17 protein-coding genes and 2 pseudogenes are annotated in these 21,109 nt (G+C 64.9%); 8 read left to right on the forward strand and 11 right to left on the reverse strand.

Annotated features, from left to right (window positions below):
• Positions 1–2: 2 nt before the first annotated feature.
• The 3 genes and pseudogenes from ACIQUS_RS23215 to ACIQUS_RS23225 form a co-directional block, all read right to left on the reverse strand.
• A complete protein-coding gene (locus tag ACIQUS_RS23215; RefSeq protein ID WP_403052153.1) occupies positions 3–497 on the reverse strand; it encodes a methyl-accepting chemotaxis protein in 495 nt (164 codons plus the stop codon).
• Between the two features lie 42 nt (positions 498–539).
• Positions 540–1,322 (reverse strand): annotated as a pseudogene (locus tag ACIQUS_RS23220) (PAS domain-containing protein); the annotation flags it as partial.
• Between the two features lie 99 nt (positions 1,323–1,421).
• Positions 1,422–2,441: a LacI family DNA-binding transcriptional regulator gene (locus ACIQUS_RS23225; protein ID WP_403052084.1), complete on the reverse strand. Its 1,020-nt coding sequence runs from the start codon at positions 2,439–2,441 to the stop codon at positions 1,422–1,424.
• A gap of 206 nt (positions 2,442–2,647) precedes the next feature.
• Between ACIQUS_RS23225 and ACIQUS_RS23230 the strand changes: the two genes are divergently transcribed.
• Positions 2,648–3,187, forward strand: coding sequence for a gluconokinase (locus tag ACIQUS_RS23230; RefSeq protein WP_403052087.1), 540 nt, complete (start codon positions 2,648–2,650; stop codon positions 3,185–3,187).
• A 99-nt stretch (positions 3,188–3,286) separates the two neighbouring features.
• Positions 3,287–4,630: pseudogene (locus tag ACIQUS_RS23235) on the forward strand (GntP family permease); the annotation flags it as partial.
• A 12-nt stretch (positions 4,631–4,642) separates the two neighbouring features.
• On the opposite strand, the gene yiaY reads toward ACIQUS_RS23235, so the two are convergent.
• The 3 genes from yiaY to ACIQUS_RS23250 form a co-directional block, all read right to left on the reverse strand.
• Entirely contained in the window at positions 4,643–5,791 is a 1,149-nt protein-coding gene (yiaY, locus tag ACIQUS_RS23240) for an L-threonine dehydrogenase (RefSeq protein ID WP_403052090.1), read from the reverse strand.
• A gap of 82 nt (positions 5,792–5,873) precedes the next feature.
• Positions 5,874–7,436 (reverse strand): threonine ammonia-lyase, biosynthetic, encoded by a 1,563-nt coding sequence (gene ilvA, locus ACIQUS_RS23245; protein WP_403052093.1) that lies wholly within the window; start codon positions 7,434–7,436, stop codon positions 5,874–5,876.
• Positions 7,437–7,614: 178 nt separating this feature from the next.
• Positions 7,615–8,043 (reverse strand): PACE efflux transporter, encoded by a 429-nt coding sequence (locus ACIQUS_RS23250; RefSeq protein ID WP_403052096.1) that lies wholly within the window; start codon positions 8,041–8,043, stop codon positions 7,615–7,617.
• A 97-nt stretch (positions 8,044–8,140) separates the two neighbouring features.
• Between ACIQUS_RS23250 and ACIQUS_RS23255 the strand changes: the two genes are divergently transcribed.
• From ACIQUS_RS23255 to ACIQUS_RS23265, 3 genes are all read left to right on the forward strand, one after another.
• Complete coding sequence (locus ACIQUS_RS23255; protein ID WP_403052099.1) at positions 8,141–9,025, forward strand: LysR substrate-binding domain-containing protein; 885 nt, start codon at positions 8,141–8,143, stop codon at positions 9,023–9,025.
• A gap of 294 nt (positions 9,026–9,319) precedes the next feature.
• Positions 9,320–10,474: a non-hydrolyzing UDP-N-acetylglucosamine 2-epimerase gene (wecB, locus tag ACIQUS_RS23260; RefSeq protein ID WP_403052102.1), complete on the forward strand. Its 1,155-nt coding sequence runs from the start codon at positions 9,320–9,322 to the stop codon at positions 10,472–10,474.
• 107 nt (positions 10,475–10,581) lie between these two features.
• Entirely contained in the window at positions 10,582–11,676 is a 1,095-nt protein-coding gene (locus ACIQUS_RS23265; protein WP_403052105.1) for a GGDEF domain-containing protein, read from the forward strand.
• Positions 11,677–11,719: 43 nt separating this feature from the next.
• Here ACIQUS_RS23265 and ACIQUS_RS23270 read toward each other — a convergent pair whose 3' ends face one another.
• A complete protein-coding gene (locus ACIQUS_RS23270; protein WP_403052108.1) occupies positions 11,720–13,018 on the reverse strand; it encodes an ATP-binding protein in 1,299 nt (432 codons plus the stop codon).
• Positions 13,019–13,025: 7 nt separating this feature from the next.
• Positions 13,026–13,727: a response regulator gene (locus tag ACIQUS_RS23275; RefSeq protein ID WP_403052111.1), complete on the reverse strand. Its 702-nt coding sequence runs from the start codon at positions 13,725–13,727 to the stop codon at positions 13,026–13,028.
• A 157-nt stretch (positions 13,728–13,884) separates the two neighbouring features.
• On the opposite strand from ACIQUS_RS23275, the gene ACIQUS_RS23280 reads away from it, so the two are divergent.
• Genes ACIQUS_RS23280 through mobA form a run of 3 tightly spaced genes read left to right on the forward strand, consistent with a single transcriptional unit; the run spans position 13,885 to position 18,839 of the window.
• Complete coding sequence (locus tag ACIQUS_RS23280; protein ID WP_403052114.1) at positions 13,885–15,063, forward strand: efflux RND transporter periplasmic adaptor subunit; 1,179 nt, start codon at positions 13,885–13,887, stop codon at positions 15,061–15,063.
• An 11-nt stretch (positions 15,064–15,074) separates the two neighbouring features.
• Positions 15,075–18,203 carry a multidrug efflux RND transporter permease subunit gene (locus ACIQUS_RS23285; RefSeq protein ID WP_403052117.1) on the forward strand — a complete coding sequence of 1,043 codons (3,129 nt, stop codon included), beginning with the start codon at positions 15,075–15,077 and terminating at the stop codon, positions 18,201–18,203.
• Between the two features lie 60 nt (positions 18,204–18,263).
• Positions 18,264–18,839: a molybdenum cofactor guanylyltransferase MobA gene (mobA, locus tag ACIQUS_RS23290; RefSeq protein ID WP_403052120.1), complete on the forward strand. Its 576-nt coding sequence runs from the start codon at positions 18,264–18,266 to the stop codon at positions 18,837–18,839.
• Between the two features lie 42 nt (positions 18,840–18,881).
• Here mobA and ACIQUS_RS23295 read toward each other — a convergent pair whose 3' ends face one another.
• From ACIQUS_RS23295 to rpe, 3 genes are read right to left on the reverse strand one after another with little or no spacing between them, the layout of a single operon-like run.
• Positions 18,882–19,310 carry a MarR family winged helix-turn-helix transcriptional regulator gene (locus tag ACIQUS_RS23295; protein ID WP_403052123.1) on the reverse strand — a complete coding sequence of 143 codons (429 nt, stop codon included), beginning with the start codon at positions 19,308–19,310 and terminating at the stop codon, positions 18,882–18,884.
• Positions 19,303–20,379, reverse strand: a complete 1,077-nt coding sequence (gene hemE, locus ACIQUS_RS23300; RefSeq protein ID WP_403052126.1) for a uroporphyrinogen decarboxylase — start codon at positions 20,377–20,379, stop codon at positions 19,303–19,305. Before hemE ends, ACIQUS_RS23295 begins: the two co-directional genes overlap by 8 nt.
• Positions 20,380–20,421: 42 nt before the next feature.
• The gene (gene rpe, locus ACIQUS_RS23305; protein WP_403052129.1) at positions 20,422–21,105 is read right to left on the reverse strand and encodes a ribulose-phosphate 3-epimerase; all 684 of its coding nucleotides are present in this window, start codon (positions 21,103–21,105) and stop codon (positions 20,422–20,424) included.
• Between the last annotated feature and the right edge of the window lie 4 nt (positions 21,106–21,109).

A 21,109-nucleotide genomic window follows, 5' to 3' on the forward strand; every position in this document is an offset into this window, starting at 1 on the left:
GGTCAGTGCAACTGCAAGGTCGAGTTGATCTGGCTGATGGCATCGACCACATGCTGGGAGCCGTGCTGGATTTCCAGGATCACCTCACCGGCCTCATTGGCCAGCTCCACCCCCAGGCCCGTGCGGCTCAGGCTCGATTGCATGCTGGCCACGGCGGTCAGCGACAGGTCGTGGTTCTGGCGCACCACGTCGACGATCTCCAGGGTGGCCTTGCTGGTGCGCGCCGCCAGGCTGCGCACCTCATCGGCCACCACCGCAAAACCGCGTCCGTGGGCACCCGCCCGCGCCGCTTCGATGGCGGCATTGAGTGCCAGCAAGTTGGTCTGGTCGGCGATGCCGCCAATGGTCTGGACGATCTTGCCGATCACTTGCGACTGTTTGCTGACCGCATCGATGCTGCGGGCAGCGTCATTGAGGTTGTGGGAGATCTCTTCGATCACCTGCACGGCCTGCTGCACCACCTGCGAGCCTTTACGTGCACAGGCGTCGTTCTGCACCGAGGTGGCATGGGCCGCTTCGGCGGCGCACTGCTGGGTGCTGACCTGGGCGGTGATATCGCTGGCGAACTTGACCACTTTGTACAGGCGGCCACGGGTATCGAAAATAGGGTTGTAGGACGCTTCCAGATAAACACGCTGCCCCAGCTTGTTGACCCGTTCGAACCGATGCGAATGGTATTCGCCGCGGTTGAGCGAAGCCCAGAATGCCTTGTAGGACGCCGATTCGCGTTCGCTCTTGTGGCAGAACAGGCTGTGATGCTGGCCGACCACTTCCTCATGGCGGTAGTGCATGGTGTCGAGAAAATTCTGGTTGGCCTTGATCACCCGGCCTTCTGGGGTGAACTCGATCACCGCCATGGCGCGGCTGATGGCATTGATCAAGCTTTCATCTTCGTGTTCATGGTTGACCCGGGCGGTGATGTCGCAGGCCAGCTTGATCACGCTGGTGACCTGTTGCTGCGGTCCGAATACCGGCATGTAGCTGGCCTCCAGCCAGACCTCGCGCCCCTGCCGGTCGACCCGCGCATAGGTGCCGCTCTGCGCCTCGCCGCGGGCCAGGTCCCGCCATAGCTGGCGGTAGGCGTCACTGTTGGCGTACTCCTGGGTGCAGAACATCCGGTGGTGCTGGCCGATGATCTGTTCCGGGCGATAGCCCATGGCCTTGCAGAAGTGCTCGTTGGCCTCCAGAACGATGCCGTCGGGGCTGAACTCGATCATCGCCATGGAGCGGCTGATGGCGGCCATTTTGGCGGTGATCCCGGCGAGTTCCCGGGTGTGTTGCTCGATTGCGACCAGATCGGACTTGCGATGAAAATCAAACATCGAACCGCCCTCATTGCTCAGGTGTTGCTGAGCATAGATCGGCCGCAGCGCCGTGCAAGCACGATGACATCACTGCTCATCGGCGCCCGATCCGGGGCATCAACTGCTTTCGCGCACCACCAGTTCGAAGCCCAGGTCCTGGTTCTGCACGGTGGCGCGCTTGCCGTCCAGCAGGCCCAGCAAGGCCTGGGCGGCGCAGCGACCGATAGCGGCGCGCGGGGTGCGGATCGAGGTCAGGCGCGGCACCATGTGCGCCGATGCCGGCAGGTCGTTGAAGCCGATCATGGCCACCTGTTGCGGCACCGGGATACCCAGGCGCAGTGCTTCGAGGATCGCGCCCTGGGCCAGGTCGTCGTTGCAGAAAAAGATGCCATCGACATCCGGGTGACGCGCCAGCAACTGACTGAACAACTCGCCGCCCAGGCCGATGGACGACGGCTGCGGCGCCAGCACTTGCAGCTCGCTGGCATAGCGGCCGGCCTCGACCAGGGCCTGGCGGAAGCCTTCGGCGCGCTGCATCACCCGCGGGTCGAGCTGGGCGGCGATAAAGCCCGGGCGCTGGCATCCGCGCTCCAGCAGGTGACGCGCCGCCGCAGCGCCCGCCTGTTGCTGGGAGAAGCCCACCGACATGCCCTGCTCGCCATCGCCCAGTTCCATCATGTGCACGCAGGGTACGCCACTGGCACTGAGCATCTGCTTGGACGCCTCGCTGCGATCGAAACCGGTGAGCAGCATACCCCGGGGCTGATAGGCGAGATAGTTGCGGATCAGGTTCTCTTCTTCGGCGATATCGTAGTGATAGTTACCGATCAACACCTCAAGCCCACGGGGTCGCATGACCTCGTGAATGGCTTCCAGGGTTTCGATGAACAGATGGTTGGACAGCGACGGAATCAGCACCACGATCGATTCACTCTGCGCCGACGCCAACGCCCGGGCCGCCGGGTTGGCAACGTAGCCCAGGGTGGTGGCCGCCTGCTTGACCTTCTCGACCAGCTCCGGGGCAACCGTGCTGACGCCACGCAAGGCGCGGGAGGCGGTGATCGGGGAAACCCCGGAAAGCCTGGCGACTTCAGCCAGGGTGGGACGACCGGTGGTGCGGGAGCCGATGCGGGTCATGGTGAATTTTATTTTCGACTTGCCAAGAATAGGGAACGGGCACTAAGGTAGCGCTGTCTCACCCCCCAGGCAATGCATAAGTGCAGGTCGCCTGAAATGAGCATCCAGACTGCTTGTACAAGACCAATAACATCTGGGTGGATAGCGCCCGAGGCGCCTGCCGTCTCGCTTGAAGATAGCGCTATCTTTCCCTGCAGGAGGTACCGATGAACCCACCCCTGTCCGCGATCGTGGTAATGGGCGTAGCTGGCTGCGGCAAGAGCTGCGTCGGTGCCGCCATTGCCGGCCATAGCGGCGGCCGCCTGATCGAAGGCGATGCCTTCCACCCCGCTGCCAATATCGAGAAGATGAGTGCCGGCATCCCCCTGGACGATGACGACCGCGAAGGCTGGCTGATTCGCCTGGGCCAGGAGCTGCAAGCCACGCTCAAGGCCGGTGATCGTCCGATCCTCACCTGCTCGGCGCTGAAGAAGCGCTACCGCGACGCCCTGCGCCATGCCGTGCCCGACCTTGGCTTCGTGTTCCTCGACCTGTCGCCTGACGAAGCCAGCCGCCGGGTGCTTGCCCGCCCCGGGCACTTCATGCCCGCCAGCCTGATCGCCAGTCAGTTCGCCACCCTCGAACGCCCCGAAGGCGAGGCGCTGGTCCTGCTGCTGGATGCCACCCTGCCGGTGGACCAGCTCGCGGTGCGTGTCGACAACTGGCTAAAGCCCTGCGGTGAACCGGTGCTGGCGCGTACGGCCTGATCCAGGCGGTTTTCCGGCTCACCAAAGATAGCGCTATCTCAACCCGCAAACGCTGCAATTGTTTCGCCCACAAAAATGACAAGACGAGGCAACTGAACCATGTTCGGTCTGGCAACTGATACTTACCTGCTGCTCGATGCAGTGGTCACCATCATCGGTCTGGTGCTGCTGATCACCCACTTCAAGGTCCACCCCTTCGTCGCCCTGACCCTGGCCGCCGGCTTTCTCGGCCTGACGTCGGGCATGCCGGTGGCCAAGGTGATGAAATCCTTCCAGGACGGCTTCGGCGGCGTGCTGGGCTTCGTCGGTATCGTCCTGGCCCTGGGCACCATGCTCGGCAAGCTGATGGCCGACTCCGGCGGCGCCGACCAGATCGCCCAGACCCTGATCCGCGCCTTCGGCAAGCAGAAGGTGCATTGGGCGATGATGTTCGCCGCCTTCCTGGTGGGCATTCCGCTGTTCTTCGAAATCGGCTTCGTGCTGCTGATTCCGCTGGTGTTCATCGTTGCCCGCCGCTCAGGCGTGTCGCTGATCAAGATCGGCATCCCGCTGCTGGCCGGGCTGTCGGTGGTCCACGGCCTGGTGCCGCCGCACCCGGGCCCGCTGCTGGCCATCGGCATCTTCAATGCCGACATCGGCAAGACCATTTTCTACGGCCTGATCGTCGCCCTGCCGACCGCTGTTATTGCCGGCCCGCTGTATGGCAACTTCATCTCGCGCTACATCCCAGGCTCGCCGTCCCAGGAGCTGATGGACCAGATCGCCCGTGAGTCGTCGCAACAGAACCTGCCCAGCTTCAGCGTGACCCTGATCACCGTGTTGCTGCCGGTGTTCCTGATGCTGTTGAAAACCTTTGCCGACGTTGTGTTGCCAGCCGAGCATATCGTGCGCCAGTGGATGGACCTGATCGGCCACCCGATCACCGCCCTGCTCGCCGCCCTGCTCCTGGCCTTCTACACCTTTGGCGCCGCCCGTGGCTTCTCCCGCCAGCAGATCATGAAACTGCTCGACCAGAGCCTGGCGCCTACGGCGGCCATCGTGCTGATTGTCGGTGCGGGGGGTGGTTTCAAGCAGATGCTGGTGGACACCGGGGTGGGCAACGTCATCGGCCAGATGGCGGTGCAGGCGCAGATCTCGCCGATCTTGCTGGCCTGGCTGGTGGCGGCGGTGATCCGCATCGCCACGGGGTCGGCGACGGTGGCGACCATTACCGGTGCCGGTATCGTCGCCCCGGTGATCGGCATGATCCCCGGGGTCAACCGTGAACTGCTGGTACTGGCAACCGGCGCGGGCTCGCTGATTCTCTCCCACGTCAACGATGCCGGCTTCTGGCTGGTGAAGCAGTACTTCAACATGACCGTGGCCGAGACCTTCAAGACCTGGAGCATGATGGAGACCATCCTGTCGGTGGTCGGCATCATCTTCATCATGCTGTTGTCGATGGGTATCAGTGCATCAGAACGCCGCGTTGAAGATCCCTTCGATTTGCGCCTGGCTGGCCGGCCGCGGGTTGGTCAGGCCGCAGGCATCTTTCAGCGCATTGCCGGCCAGCACCGGCACATCCGCCTCCCGCGCCCCCAGCACCGCCAACCCGGACGGAATGTCGATGGCCCGGGACAAACGTTCGATGGCCGCTATCGCCGCATCACTGCCCTGCTCGTCGCTCATGCCGGCAACGTCCACCCCCATGGCCTTGGCCACATCACGCAGGCGTGCGGCACTGACCTTGGCATTGAAGCGCTGCACATGGGGCAGCAGCACGGCGTTGCAGACGCCATGGGGCAAGTCGTAGAAACCGCCCAGCTGGTGAGCCATGGCGTGCACATAACCCAGCGACGCGTTGTTGAACGCCATGCCGGCCAGGAACTGCGCATAGGCCATGTTCTCCCGCGCCTGCAGGTCGCTGCCGTCGGCCACGGCCTGACGTAGATTTTCACTGATCAGCTCGATGGCCTTGATCGCGCAAGCATCGGTAATCGGCGTGGCCGCGGTGGACACATAGGCCTCGATGGCGTGGGTCAACGCATCCATGCCGGTGGCCGCGGTCAGGCCCTTGGGCATGGCGACCATCAGCGCCGGGTCGTTGACCGACAGCAGCGGTGTGACGTTACGGTCGACGATCGCCATTTTCACATGGCGGGCTTCGTCGGTGATGATGCAGAAACGGGTCATTTCACTGGCCGTACCGGCCGTGGTGTTGATCGCGATCAGCGGCAGCTGCGGCTTGGCCGAACGGTCGACGCCTTCGTAGTCACGGATATGACCGCCGTTGGTGGCGCACAGGGCAATGCCCTTGGCGCAGTCGTGGGGCGAGCCGCCGCCCAGGGAAATCACGCAGTCGCACTGCTCGCGCTGCAGTTGGGCCAGGCCCTGTTCGACGTTGGCGATGCTGGGATTGGGTTTGGCGCCATCGAAGATCGACGAGTCGATGTCACGCATGGCCAGCATTTCGGCGATACGTTCGGCGACCCCGGCCTTGGCCAGGCCCGTATCGGTGACGATCAGGGCCTTGCGCAATCCGTAGCCGGCAATGGCGGCCATCGCCTCGTCGAGGCAATCGATGCCCATGATGTTGACGGCGGGGATGAAGAACGTGCTGCTCATGGCGAAATCCTCATGCAATATTCCATTGCCTTGAGGATCCGCCTAAGTGCCCTGCCCCGTGTTGATCTGGGGCAAGCCTTGCTCAGCCGAGGAACAGGCGGTAGGCCGGGTTGTCGGTTTCGTCCCAGTAGCGATAGCCCATGGCATCCAGGGCCTGTGGCAAGCCGGCCTGTTCCTCCTCGGGCACCTCCAGGGCGGCGAACACCCGCGCTTCGGCCGCACCGTGGTTGCGGTAGTGGAACAGGCTGATGTTCCAGCGCTTGCCCAGGCGCTCCAGAAAGCCCAGCAAGGCGCCCGGCCGCTCGGGGAACTCGAAGCGCAGCACCCGCTCATCCGCCCCCGGGCCGGCATGGCCGCCGACGGTATGGCGCACGTGCAGCTTGGCCAGTTCGTTGTCGGTCAGGTCGAGCACGCTGTAGCCCTGCTCGCGCAGGCTGGCCAGCAACTGCTCGCGCGGGTCATGCTGCGGGTGGGTCTGCACGCCGACGAACAGGCGCGCTTCCTTGCCCGGGTAATAACGGTAGTTGAACTCGGTGATCTGCCGTTTGCCCAGGGCCTGGCAGAAGGCACGGAAGCTGCCGGGCTGTTCGGGGATTGTCACGGCGATGATCGCTTCGCGCTGCTCGCCCAGTTCCGCACGCTCGGCCACGTGGCGCAGGCGGTCGAAGTTGACGTTGGCGCCCGAATCGATCGCCACCAGGGTCTGGCCCCGGGCGTTCTCACGGGCGACGTACTTCTTGATGCCCGCCACCGCCAGGGCTCCGGACGGCTCGGTGATGGAACGGGTGTCGTCGTAGATGTCCTTGATTGCCGCGCACAGTTCATCGTTGCTGACGGTGATGACCTCGTCCACATAGTGGCGGGCCAGTTCGAAGCAATGGGCGCCGATCTGCGCCACCGCCACGCCCTCGGCGAAGCTGCCGACCTGGGCCAGAACCACCCGCTCGCCTGCAGCCATGGCCGCCTGCAGGCAGTTGGAATCCTGGGGTTCGACGCCGATCACCTTGACCTCGGGGCGCAGGTATTTGACGTAGGCGGCGATGCCGGCGATCAGGCCACCGCCCCCCACCGGAACAAAGATCGCATCCAGCGCGCCGGGCTGCTGGCGCAGGATCTCCATGGCCACGGTGCCTTGCCCGGCGATCACGTCCGGATCATCGAAAGGCGGGACGAAAGTGGCGCCTTCGCTGTCGGCCAGTTTCAGGGCATGGGCCAGGGCGTGGGGAAAACTGTCGCCGTGCAGCACCACCTCGCCGCCACGGGAACGCACGCCCGCCACTTTCAGCTCTGGGGTGGTGGTCGGCATGACGATGGTGGCGCGCATGCCCAGCTCCCGGGCAGCCAGGGCCACGCCCTGGGCATGGTTGCCGGCCGAGGCGGTGATCACTCCCCGGGCACGTTGGGCCGGGCTCAAGCGACTGAGGCGGTTGTAGGCGCCGCGGATCTTGAAGGAAAAGGTCGGCTGCAGGTCTTCGCGCTTGAGCAGCACCTGGTTGCCCAGGGCCAGGGACAGGGCCGGGGCCACTTGCAACGGGGTTTCGATCGCCAGGTCGTACACCGGGGCGGCAAGGATGCGGCGCACGTAGTCGGACAGCAGGTTCAGCGACGCGGACGGGGTGCGAGGGCTAACGGCAAGGCTGGTCATCAATGACTCCTGGTTTTCAAATGTGCCCAGGAGAGAGAGAAAGAACCCGCCTCCAGGGCGGGTTCGGTGCAAGTGCCAGCTAGCCCGCCAAAACGATAATGGCGGTAATAATGCTGTGCTGAGGCGACTGCAGGAATGTATTCATGGCAGCGAAACTAGCGCAGCGGTGCAGGCAAAGTCAAGCAGGCTCGCGGGCCGAATCCGGTACGTCGAACACCCGGTCGAAGCTCCACTGGAAGACAAAGGCATAGACGAAGAAGAACAGGAACAGCGCCAGGTTGGTCAGCAGCGCCGCCCACAGGCTGATCTGCAACCAGCCGGCCACCACCGGCAGGAGGATCAGCACCAGTCCGCCTTCGAAGCCCAGGGCATGCAGGAACCGCCGCCACAGGGTGCGCCGCCGTTGCGCCTGGCGTGCTTCCCAGTATTCGAAGGCCCAGTTGTAGAGCATGTTCCAGCCCAGGGCCACGGCCGAGAGAATCAGCGACAGCACCGTGGAGTGAGCCATGCCGGCGTCGAAGGCCCAGGACAGCGCCGGGGCCACGCAGAGCACCGCGATGGCTTCATAGAGAATGGCCTGGACCACTTTGCGCGCCTTGCCTTGCATCACCGGCTCCGATCGAGGAATGAGCCCACACCGTAGTCGCGTTGAGACCGGGGTTCAATTGAGCTAGATTGAGCCTCCCCCAATCAGGTTGAACGTCATGTTCGCCAAGCTGCCCCTGACGGCATTGCGCACCTTCGAATCAGCGGCTCGCCTGGGCGGCTTCAAGGCTGCGGCCGACGAATTGAGCGTGACCCCGGCGGCGGTCTCGCATCAGATCAAGCGCCTGGAATCGCACCTGGGCCTGTTGCTGTTCCAGCGCAGCGCCCAGCGGGTGACCTTGAGCGAAGCCGGCGAGCGCCTCTACCAGCAGGTGCACAGTGGGTTTTCCGACCTGCAGCGCAGCCTGGCCGACCTGCGTCCGCCGTGCGAGCGCCAGCAACTGACCCTGACCACCACCGCCGCCTTCGCCAGCCTGTGGCTGATCCCGCGCCTGGGGGATTTTCATCGGCGCCATGGTGATATCCAGGTGCGGGTGATGACCGGCAGCGAATTGGTCGACCTGCACCGCGACCACCGTTTCGACCTGGCGCTGCGGGCCGAATTCACCCCTGACCCGGCCTTGCTGCGGCGGCCATTGCTACGTGAGTACTTCTCTGTCTACACCCCGCCGGGTTGGCAGGAGCCGCCGGCCGACCACCCCCTGTCGCTGATCGAGGTGCCCTGGGCGTCGGTCGGCGGCGTGATCATCGACTGGCCGCACTGGTGTGCCCTGGCGGGCTGCGAGGACTGGCTGCGACGGGCACGCTTTCACCATTACGACGATGAGCACTACGCCCTGCAGGCAGCCAGCGCCGGCTACGGACTGGTGCTGGCCAGCAACGTGCTGGTGGCCGACAGCCTCGCGCAGGGGTTGCTGCAGCCATGGCGGCCAGACATTCGCCTGGAGGCGGCGCAGTACAGCGCTGTGTGCCTGCCGGGACGCGAGCGCGAGCCGGCGATCAGGGCATTTCTCGACTGGTTGCAAGCGCAGGTGGAGCGCTGAGCCTGTAGCCGCTGCCGCCAGGCTGCGAAGCGGTCGTAGAGGCATTGCGACTGCTGCGCAGTCGATCGCAGGCTTCGCCAGCTCCCACACAGGGGGCGGTTTACACCGAAACCCTGTGGGAGCCGGCAGCGCCGGCGATGGCCACTGAACACCAATTCCCTGTAGCCGCTGCCGCCAGGCTACAGGTGTTGCTCGACCATTGGACAACCCCCTTGTCTGCTGCTTGTATCTAACGTCTACACCACCACTGGATCGTACAACGGCGCTCACCAGGACGGGACGAGGATCGCGACGATGGCCTACACAGTCATGATGGTTTTTGGTACGCGCCCCGAAGCAATCAAGATGGCGCCGCTGGCCCAGGTGTTGCGACAATGGCCCGACCTCGACCTGAACATCTGCTCCACCGGCCAGCACCGGGAAATGCTCCAGCAGGTGCTGCGTGACTTTGGCCTTAGCGTCGACGAAGACCTGCATGTGATGACCCAGGACCAGACCCTCAACGGCCTGTCCCGGCAATTGCTCGAGCAACTGGACGCCACCTACGCGCGCATCCGCCCGGACATCGTCCTGGTCCATGGCAACACCACCACCAGTTTCATCGCCGCCCTCGCCGCCTTCAACCGGCAGATTCCCATCGGCCATGTCGAGGCCGGGTTGCGCAGCGGCAATATCAAGGCACCCTGGCCCGAAGAGGCGAACCGGCGCATGACCGCAGTGATCGCCGACCTGCATTTTCCGCCCACCAACCGCGCCCGCGACAACCTGCTGCGCGAGGGCGTACCGCAGGAGCAGATCGAGATGACGGGCAACACCGTCATCGATGCCCTGCTGTGGATGCGTGAGCACCTGAACAGAAGCGGCTGGAAGCCGGCCGCCGATTCGCCCCTGGCGCAGCTGCGCAACGACCAGCGCATGGTGCTGATCACCGGCCACCGCCGGGAGAACTTCGGCCAGGGCTTCGAACGCATCTGCCTGGCCCTGGCCGAACTGGCCCTGCGCTATCCGGATGTGCAGTTCGTCTACCCCGTGCACCTCAATCCGCAGGTGCAGAAAGCCGTGTACGGGTTGCTGTCACACCAGTCCAACATGCTGTTGCTGCCACCCCAGGACTACCAGCATTTCGTCTGGCTGATGGACCGCGCCTACCTGATCCTCACCGACTCCGGCGGTGTCCAGGAAGAAGCGCCGGCCCTGGGCAAACCGCTGTTGGTGCTGCGCAAGGTCACCGACCGGCACACGGTGCTCGAAGGCGGTACGGTGAAGCTGGTGGGCACCCAGACCGAACGGATCGTCAAGGAAACCAGCCTGCTGCTCGACGACGCCGACACCTACCAGCGCATGAGCCGGGTCTTCAGCCCCTATGGCGACGGCCGCGCCAGCGAGCGGATCGCCGAACGACTGAGCCGCTGGCTGGAGGAACGTACGGGCGAGCCCGATGCGCCCTGAGCCTGACAATAGTCAATTTCCGGGCCTCTGTGTGCTGCCCGGCGGCCTGCTAACCTTGAGCCACAACTGAGTCGCATAACAGACCCTTTCGGATCCGCACGGCCACCATGTACAAGACCATCGAACAACAAGTGCGCAAACACATCGCGCCACCGGCACTTCGCCGGGAATTCCGTCAGCATGACTTCGAGAACCTGCATTCGTTCTGCCTGCTGATCTTCTGCGTCAGCATCGGCATCTGGATACTCTTCGACCTGATCGTCAGCTACCGGGGCGGGCAAGGGTTTACCTACCTGTCGATGATCTTTATCACCGTCATGGCGATCCTCACGATTGTCCTCGCCTTCACCCGCAAGGCCGGGCATTTCGACCTGCTCAACCTGGTGTTCGTCGCGGTCATCACCCTGGCCATGCGCCTGGTGATCGAAGGCCTGCCGGTGGATATCCGCCCGGCCTGGATGATGCTGGGCGCCTCCAGCGTGCTGTACAGCATCTCGGTGCTGCCGGTGCGACGCTGGTCGTTCTTCGCCGCGATCCTGGTCACCTGGATCAACCTGCAGCCCTTCCAGGTGCCGGGCCTGCATGTGCTGGACCTGCGCGGTACCCTGTTCGTCTGCTATGGGCTGTTCCTCAACGGCCTGATCCTCTACACCTACCTGAAGATGCGCCGCGCCAAGCTGTACAACTTCTACATGTCCAAGCTCCTGCTGGAGCAGGCCTATGTCGACGTCCTCACCGAAATCCCCAACCGCCGCTCGTTCATGACCAAGGCCCAGACCCACCTGCAGGAAGACAATGGCCAGAACCGCTACCTGGCGATGGTCGATATCGACAACTTCAAGAAGGTCAACGACCGCTTCGGCCACGACACCGGCGACCTGGTGCTCAAACGCACCGCGGCCAACATCAAGGCCTCGATGACCGAGTTCGAGTATGCGCGCCTGGGTGGCGAGGAGTTTGTCATCTACCTCTGGGGCCTCAGCCAGGCCGACGCCGAGCAGCGCGTCGCCGCCCTGTGCCAGCGTGTGCGCGAAGACGCCGCCGAACACCCGGTGACCATCAGCATCGGCCTGACCCGGATCCTGCAGGATGACAACCTGACCCATGCGCTGGTCAAGGCGGATGAGGCCCTGTACCAGGCCAAGCATGGGGGCAAGGATCGGTATGTGTTGTGGCAGGCGCAGGCGCAAGCCAACCTTTGACCCCATCGCCGGCGACCGACCGCACAGCGGTCGCAACTACCCTCTACCCGCGCGGCAGGCGAATCCTGAACTGCGCCCCACCCAGGGCCGACTGGCTGACGGTCAGGGTCCCGCCCTGGCTCTCGATCGCCCGGCGGCTGATTGCCAGGCCCAGGCCAAAACCGCCGGTGGCACGATCACGGCTGCGGTCCAGGCGGTAGAACGGCTGGAAAATCAGCTCGCGCTGGTCATGGGGGATGCCGATTCCGTCGTCCTCGACAGTGACCAGACAATGCCCTTCGGCATCCAGTTTCAGACGCAGCAGCAGTTGCCGGTCGCAGTAACGCATGGCATTGCGCACCAGGTTCTGCAGCGCCCGGGCGGTCAGGCGCGGGTCGAGGATGAAGCGCGGCAGCTTGTCGTCGGCACGCACCTGCCATTCGATGCCACGGCTATCAAGCTCTTCGGCAAAGCTGCCAAGGATGCTGTCGACCAGTTCCAGCAATGACACTTCGACCCGCTCCCGGGCCTGGTCGGCATTCTGCAGGCGGCTGTAGGACAGCAGTTCGAGCACCAGTTCGTCCAGCTCGCGCACATGCCCGACCAGTTCCAGCAAGCGCTTGCGGCACCCCGGCGGCACTTCGTCGAACAGCAGCACCAGGCCGAAGTCCAGGCGGGTCAGCGGCGTGCGCAGTTCGTGGGAAACCGCGTTGAGCAGTTCGCGCTGCTGGGTCAGCAGGCGTTCGACATCCTGGGCCATGGTGTCGAACACCTGCGCCAGTTCACCGATGTTCGACCGCGCCGGAATGTGCGTACGCTCCGACAGCTGGCCCTGGCCCAGGCGCCGGGCGGTTTCCTTGAGCCGCTCCAGGTCGCGCCAGTGCGGCCAGACCCACAGCAGCAGGCAGCCAAGCAAGGCGGCGCCGATCAGTACCGTGACGCCCCAGGACAGCAGGTTGATGTCCAGCGGGTCCGGCGGGTTGCGCAGCTCCACCGCCCAGGTTCCATCCAGCGGTGCCAGGGCGGCATTGTAATAACCCCAGTCGCCCAGGGTGACGACATTCTGCCCCGCGTTCAGGCGGGCACGGTCGGCATGGGACAGGCCGATCTGGTCCTGGCGCCGCAGTTCGATCTCCAGCGGCGCGAAATCCGCTGCCAGTTGCCGTTCGACCTCCGGCCACTGCGCCGCCGGCACCTGGTGGAAACGTTCGACGATCAGCTTCTGCACGCCTTTGGCCTGGTCCAGGTTGTAGGCGATGAAGCGCTCGTGGAAGGCGCCGACGATGCCGTCGGGGATCAGTAGCAGCGCGCCAGCATAGGCCGCGATGGTCACCAGGTACAGGCGAACGAGGATCTTGAGCATGGCAGCCTCAGAACTCCCATTCCAGGCGGCTGAACAGGTAGCCCTTGCCCCACACGGTCTTGATCTTGCGCGCCTCGCCGGCGTTGTCGTCGAACTTGCGCCGCAGTTTGGATATGGCCACGTCCACCGAACGATCGGTGCCGTTGAACTCGATGCCGCGCAACTGCTGCAGGATACGGTCGCGGCTGAGCACCTCGCCGGCGTTGCGCGCCAGCACCACCAGCAGGTTGTACTCGCCGCTGGACAGTTCCACCAGTTGCTCGCGCCAGTACACATTGCGTTCGGCCAGGTCAATGCGCAGGCCGCCGATCACGATCAGGTCGGTCTCCAGGCGTGGCTCGTTGATGCTGCTGCGCCGCAGCAAGGTACGCACCCGGGCCAGCAACACCCGTGGCTCGCAGGGTTTGGTGACGTAGTCGTCGGCGCCCATCTCCAGGCCCAGGACCTGGTCGTGGCTGTCGTCGCGGGCGGTGAGCATGAGGATCGGCAGGGCCTGGGACTCGGCCCGCAACAGGCGGCAGACCTGCAGGCCATCGAGTCCGGGCAGCATCAGGTCGAGGATCACCAGGTCCGGTTTGGTCCGCCGGGCTTCGGCCAGCACATGGTCGCCGCGGGCAATCACGTTGACGCAAAAGTCGTTGCGCTGCAGGTAGCTGGCGATCAGTTCGGACAGGGCGCAGTCGTCTTCGACCAGGAGGATGTTCGGCATGGGTAGTTTGACAGGCTGGGAAAGTCAGGCAAGGATATAGAACCTTGTGCTCAGCCAGCGCAAGCCTTCACACTTTTTCACATTCGAGCTACATAGCTTAACAGTTACCCGCAAGCCTCCTGCCTTAGCATTGCCGGATCATTTATGGAAGATCCGCATGTTCAGTACAAGCCCCGCTCGTCTGCGCGCCCTGCTGGCGTTGCTCGTCGTCTCCCTGTCCCTGAGCGCGTGCGATGACGGCCCATCGGTCGAAGAGAAAGCCCCGCCCAGCGCCGTGCGCATCGAGACCGTACGCGTCCAGCCGCTGGCCATCAGCACCGAACTCAACGGCCGGATCCTGGCCCCGCGCACAGCCGAAGTCCGCGCCCGGGTGGCCGGCGTGGTGCTCAAGCGGGTGTACCGCGAAGGCAGCGACGTCAAGCAGGGCGATGTGTTGTTCCGCATCGACCCGGCGCCGTTCCAGGCCGACTACGACAGCGCCCGCGCCGTGCTGGCCAAGGCCGAGGCCAACCAGTACCAGACGCGCCTGCAAGACCTGCGTTACCGTGAACTGATTGCCATCAACGCCGTCAGCCGCCAGGACCACGACAACGCCCGCGCCGCCGCCCTGCACGCCGACGCGGCAGTGGCCGAGGCCAAGGCCGCCCTTGAACGCGCGCGCCTGAACCTGGGGTATGCCACGGTGACGGCACCGATTTCCGGGCGCATCGGCCGTGCCCTGGTCACCGAAGGCGCACTGGTGGGCCAGAACGAAAGCACGCCGCTGGCGACCATCCAGCAACTGGACCCGATCCACGCCGATGTCACCCAGTCCACCCGCGAGCTCAATGCCCTACGCCGAGCCTTGCGCGCCGGCGAACTGCAACAGGTCGGCCAGGACCAGGCCAGCGCCACCCTGATCCAGGATGACGGCACCGTCTACCCGCTGCCGGGCAAGCTGCTGTTCTCCGATATCAGCGTCGACCCGAGCACCGGGCAGATCACCTTGCGCAGCGAGTTCCCCAACCCGGACCTCGACCTGCTGCCGGGCAGCTTCATCCGCGTACGCCTGGAGCAGGCCATCAAGCAGCAAGGCATCAGTGTGCCGCAACGGGCCATCCTGCGTGACAGTGCCGGCCAGCCGCGGGTGTTGCTGGTCGATGCCCAGCAACGCATCGAGGAACGCCCGGTGGTGCTCGGTGGCGTGCAGAACGACCGCTGGATCGTCAGCCAAGGCCTGGCCCCGGGCGACCGGGTGGTGGTCGAAGGCGTGCAGCACGTCAATCCAGGCGACCAGGTACAGGTCGACAACGCGGGCAAGGACGCCCCCTCCATCGTTCAGACCACCGGCCAGTGAGGGCCTGATTCATGCCGCAGTTTTTCATTGACCGCCCGGTATTCGCCTGGGTGGTCGCCTTGTTCATCCTGCTGGCCGGCGCCCTGGCGGTGCCGCAGCTGCCGGTGGCCCAGTACCCCGACGTGGCGCCGCCGCAGGTGGAAGTCTATGCCGTGTACCCCGGCGCCTCGGCGCAGACCATCGACGAAAGCGTGGTCAGCCTGATCGAAGAAGAACTCAACGGTGCCGACAACCTGCTCTACTTCAGCTCCCAGAGCAGCCTGGGCAGTGCCCTGATCACCGCCACCTTCGAGCCGGGCACCAACCCGGACCTGGCCCAGGTCGACGTGCAGAACCGCCTGAAAGTGGTGGAGTCGCGCCTGCCGCGGCCGGTCACCCAGCAGGGCCTGCAGGTGGAAAAGGTGTCTACCGGTTTTCTGCTGATGGTGACCCTCACCGCCGAGAACGGCAGCCTTGATGAAGTGACCCTGAGCGACTTTCTGGCGCGCAACGTGATGAACGAGATCCGCCGCCTCAAGGGTGTCGGCAAGGCCCAGCTGTATGGGGCCGAGCGGGCCATGCGGATCTGGATCGACCCGCGCAAGCTGATCGGTTTCAACCTCACCCCCGACGACGTCAACGAAGCGATTGCCGCCCAGAACGCCCAAGTCGCTCCGGGCAGTATCGGCGACCTGCCCGGCACCGGCACCCAGGAGATCACCGCCAATGTGATCATCAAGGGCCAGTTGAGCACCGTGCAGGAGTTTTCCGACATTGTCCTGCGTGCCAACCCCGACGGCTCGCGGGTGACCATCGGCGATGTCGCCCGGGTCGAGATCGGTAGCCAGGAGTACCTGTACGGCACCCGCCTGAACGGCAAGCCCACCAGTGCCTTCAGCGTGAAGCTGTCGCCGGGGGCCAACGCCATGGAAACCGCGACCCTGGTCCGCGCCAAGCTCGACGAGCTGTCGCGCTACCTGCCGCCGGGCGCCACGTTCGACATCCCCTACGACACCTCGCCCTTCGTCAAGGTCTCGATCCAGCAAGTGATCACCACCCTGCTCGAAGCCATGGCCCTGGTGTTCGCGGTGATGTTCCTGTTCCTGCAGAACATCCGCTACACCCTGATCCCGACCCTGGTGGTGCCGGTGGCGCTGATGGGCACCTTTGCGGTGATGCTGGCGATGGGGTTCTCGGTCAACGTACTGACCCTGTTCGGCATGGTCTTGGCCATCGGCATCCTGGTGGACGACGCCATCGTGGTGGTGGAGAACGTCGAGCGGATCATGAGCGAGGAAGGCCTGTCGCCACGGGACGCCACGAAAAAGGCCATGGGCCAGATCAGTGGCGCCATCGTCGGCATTACCCTGGTGCTGGTCGCAGTGTTCCTGCCCATGGCCTTCATGAAGGGCTCGGTGGGCGTGATCTACCAGCAGTTCTCGCTGTCGATGGCGGTGTCGATCCTGTTCTCGGCGTTCCTGGCCCTGAGCCTGACCCCGGCCCTGTGCGCCACCCTGCTCAAACCCATCGCCAAGGGTGCGCATCACGCCAAGGGCGGCTTCTTCGGCTGGTTCAACCGGCGCTTCGAGGGCCTCACCAACGGCTACCAGCACTGGGTCAGCCAGGCCCTCAAGCGTACCGGGCGCTACCTGCTGGTCTACCTGGTGCTGGTGGCGGGGCTGGTGTACGGCTTCAGCCAGTTGCCCTCCTCGTTCCTGCCCACCGAAGACCAGGGTTACACCATTACCGATATCCAGCTGCCGCCGGGGGCCAGCCGCGCCCGCACCGAACAGGTGGCGGCGCAGATCGAGGCGCACAACGCCACGGAACCGGGCGTGGGCAACAGCACCCTGGTGCTCGGCTTCAGCTTCTCCGGCGACGGCCAGAACGCCGCGCTGGCCTTCACCACGCTCAAGGACTGGTCCGAGCGCGGCGCCGACGACAGCGCGCAAGCCATTGCCGACCGCGCCAATGCCGCCTTCAGCCAGCTCAAGGACGCCATCGCCTATTCGGTGCTGCCGCCTCCGGTGGACGGCCTGGGCACCTCCAGCGGCTTCGAGTTCCGCCTGCAGGACCGTGGCGGCCTGGGGCATGCGGCGCTGATGGCGGCCCGTGACCAGTTGCTGGCCAATGCCGAGAAGAGCCCGGTACTGGTCAACGTGCGCGAAAGCGCCCTGGCCGAAAGTCCGCAGGTGCAGTTGGAAGTCGACCGCAAGCAGGCCAATGCCCTGGGCGTGTCCTTTGCCGATATCGGCAATGTGCTCAACACGGCGGTGGGCTCCAACTACGTCAACGACTTCCCCAACCAGGGCCGCATGCAACGGGTGGTGGTGCAGGCCGAAGGCGACCAGCGCAGCCAGGTCGACGACCTGCTCAAGATCCATGTGCGCAACAGCAGCGGCAAGATGGTCCCGCTGTCGGCCTTCGTCCAGGCCAAATGGATCACCGGCCCCGTGCAGCTGACGCGCTACAACGGCTACCCGGCGGTGGCCATCTCGGGCGAGCCGGCACCGGGCTACAGCTCGGGCCAGGCCATGGAGGAAATCCAGCGCCTGGTGAACCAACTGCCGTTGGGCATGGGCCTGGAGTGGACCGGCCTGTCGCTGCAGGAGCGCCTGTCCGGCAGCCAGGCGCCGATGCTCATGGCCCTGTCGTTGCTGGTGGTATTCCTGTGCCTGGCGGCGCTGTACGAGAGCTGGTCGATCCCGACCTCGGTGCTGCTGGTGGTGCCGCTGGGGGTGCTGGGCGCGGTGATCGCCGTGAGTTTGCGCGGCATGCCCAACGATGTGTTCTTCAAGGTCGGCCTGATCACCCTGATCGGCCTGTCGGCGAAGAACGCGATCCTGATCATCGAGTTCGCCAAGCACCTGGTCGATGAAGGCCACGACCTGGTCGAGGCCACGCTGCAGGCAGCGCGCCTGCGCCTGCGACCGATCGTCATGACCTCATTGGCCTTCATCCTCGGCGTGGTGCCCCTGGCCATCGCCAGCGGTGCAAGCTCGGCCAGCCAGCAGGCCATCGGCACCGGGGTGATCGGCGGCATGTTGAGCGCCACCCTGGCGGTGGTGTTCGTGCCGGTGTTCTTCGTGGTGGTCATGCGCCTGACCGGCAAGCGCCGGGCCCGGGCACAGCAGGACCCGGCAGTGCTGGAACAACACTGATCTGGACAGCGCACGGCGTGCATGGGAAGGTGATTGGCTGACACTGCCAGGAGCCGCCCCATGACCGCCACCCCTCCCCCCTGCTCCATCCTGCTGCTGGCCGGCGGGCGCGGCCAGCGCATGGGCGGCCAGGACAAGGGCCTCGTGCCCTGGCAGGACAAACCGCTGATTGCCCACGTGCAAGCCGTGGTGCGGCCCTTGACCGACGACCTGATCATCTCCTGCAACCGCAATCACCCCCTGTACCGGCCCTATGCCGATCAGCTGGTGAGCGATGCCGAGGCGGATTACCCTGGTCCCCTGGCGGGGGTGCTGGCGGGTCTAGCGGTGGCCCGGCATTCCTGGCTGCTGGTGCTGGCCTGCGATGCCCCGCTGATCGACCGGGCCCTGGTGCTCGACCTGATGCAGCAGGCCAACGACCAGAACCAACCGGCCATGGCGCGCCAGGCGGGTTACTGGCAACCGATGTTCAGCCTGATTCCCTGCACGCTGCGGGGTGACCTCGAGCAGGCCTGGCAACAGGGTGAGCGTGGGTTGCAGCGGGTGCTGCACCGCTACCAGGTGCGGGCGCTGGACTATGCCGAGGATGATCGGCGCTTGAGCAACTTCAACAGTCCCGAGTTTCTTCAGCGCTGAGCCGGGCCTTATCGCGGCGATCCGACTTGCCCCGCGATGGCCTCAACGCAACCGCGACCGTATCCGGTGGCACACGCTCAACACCTGCTGCACCTCACCTTCGGCCAGGTCGATCTTGCAGGCCATGTTGTTGAACACCTGGGCCGCCTGCGCCTTGAGCTCGCGGCCCTTGTCGGTCAGCAGCAGATTGCGTCGGCGCCGGTCGGTCGGGTCCAGGTAGACGGTAATGAAGCCATTGTCGGCCAGGCGCTTGACGATAGGCGTCAGGGTGCCCAGGTCGAACAGGGTCAGTTCGCTCAGGGTGCTGATCGAGACATCGTCCTTGCCCCACAGGCCGGCCATCACCAGCAATTGCGGATAGGTAACCCCGCGTTGGCGCAGCGGCTCGGCATAATCGCGCACCATGGCATTGGCCGTCGAATACAGCGAAAAGCAGAGCATCTTGTCGAAGTCGAACGTCGGGTCAAGCATAGACACCTCCCTTGACGTGACTGAACGCACGCACTGCGTCCACCACAACGGCCAGGGCCTCTGGCGTAGTTGCCGGGTGCAGGTCCCTGCCCAGATTGAACACGTGGCCAAAGCCCGCCGAGGGCGGGCCAAAGGCCTGCAAGGTGCGCTGCACCTCCCGGCGGATGCAGGCCTCGTCGCCCAGCAGCACGGCCGGGTCGAGATTGCCCTGCAGCGCCACGCTATTGCCTACCCGTTGCCGGGCCATGCCCAGGTCACAGCGCGGGTCGAGCCCCAGGCAATCGACGCCGCTGTCGGCCATGCTGCCAAGCCATTGGCTGGCGCCGTGGGCATGGAGAATCACCGGTATCCGCTGGCCCTGGTGGGTCTTGTGCAGGCGGGCCAGCACTTCGCGCACATAGAACAGCGAGAAACGCTGGTAGGCACCATCGGCCAGGGCGCCGGCAAAAGGATCGAGCAGCATCACCGCCTGGGCGCCGGATTCTATCTGAGCGTTGAGTGAGGCTGCCACTGCCCGGCTGGTGGTCTGCAACAAGCGATGGAGCAATTCAGGCCGCCGGTCGAGCATTTTCCTGATCAGCTGGAAATCCCCCGGCGGCCCGCCTTCGACCATGTAGCAGGCCAGGCTCCAGGGCGTGCCCGCCACACCGACCAACGCTGCCCGCCCAGCCAGTGCCCGCCGCGACTGCGCCACCGCCTGGCAGAGGTATTCAAGGGCCTGGGGCTCAGGTACCCGCAGGCGCTTGATGGCCGCGTCATCGCGCAACGGGTGGCGCAGCCGCGGCCCTTCGCCGGCGACGAAGTACAGGCCCAGGCCCATGGCATCGACAAGCATGAGCATATCGTTGGCGACAACGGCCGCATCCAGCCTGAACCGTTGCACCGGTTGCACGGTGGCTTCGCTGGCATACGCGGGTGTCTTGTACAGCGACAACAGGCTGCCTGCCCGGGCCCGCAGGGCCCGGTACTCCGGCAAGTGGCGACCGGCCTGGCCCATCAGCCAGACCGGCGTGCGGACTACCGGCTGACGCAGCAAGGCCTTGATGAAGGAATTAGTGTGCAAGGACATCACTCATGCTGGATTGGCGAGATGGGTTGAAATCTCCACGGGTCAGTGGCGGCGGGATACCGCATCGGCAATCTCGCGGCGCAGGGCCGAGACGGTGGCGCGGTAGTCGTGCTGGGCGAATATCGCCGTGCCGGCCACGAACATATCGGCACCCGCTGCGGCGACTTGACCGATGGTCTCAAGGTTGACCCCACCATCAACTTCCAGGCGAATGTCGCGTCCACAGTCATCGATCAGCTTGCGCGCTGCGGCGATCTTGGGCAATACCGACGGGATGAAGCGCTGGCCGCCAAAGCCCGGGTTCACTGACATCAACAGAATCAGGTCGAGCTTGTCCAGCAGGTAGCGGGCAGCGTCCAGGGTACTGGCCGGGTTGAACACAAGACCGGCCTTGCAGCCCAGGTCCTTGATCAGCTGCACCGAGCGGTCCAGGTGCAACGTGGCCTCCGGATGGATGGAGATATAGTCGGCACCAGCCTCTGCGAATGCCTGGATCATGCTGTCCACCGGCGTCACCATCAGATGCACGTCGATCGGCGCGGTGATGCCGTGACTGCGCAAGGCCTTGCAGAACTGCGGGCCCATGGTCAGGTTAGGGACATAGTGGTTATCCATCACATCGATGTGGATGACATCGGCGCCGGCAGCCAGCACATGCACGGCTTCCTCACCCAGCCGGGCAAAGTCGGCCGCCAGAATCGAAGGTGCAATCCAGAACTCTTTCACGCGT

Origin of the sequence: Pseudomonas sp. NPDC090755 (genome assembly GCF_044769005.1) — a bacterium.
Taxonomy (GTDB): Bacteria; Pseudomonadota; Gammaproteobacteria; order Pseudomonadales; family Pseudomonadaceae; genus Aquipseudomonas.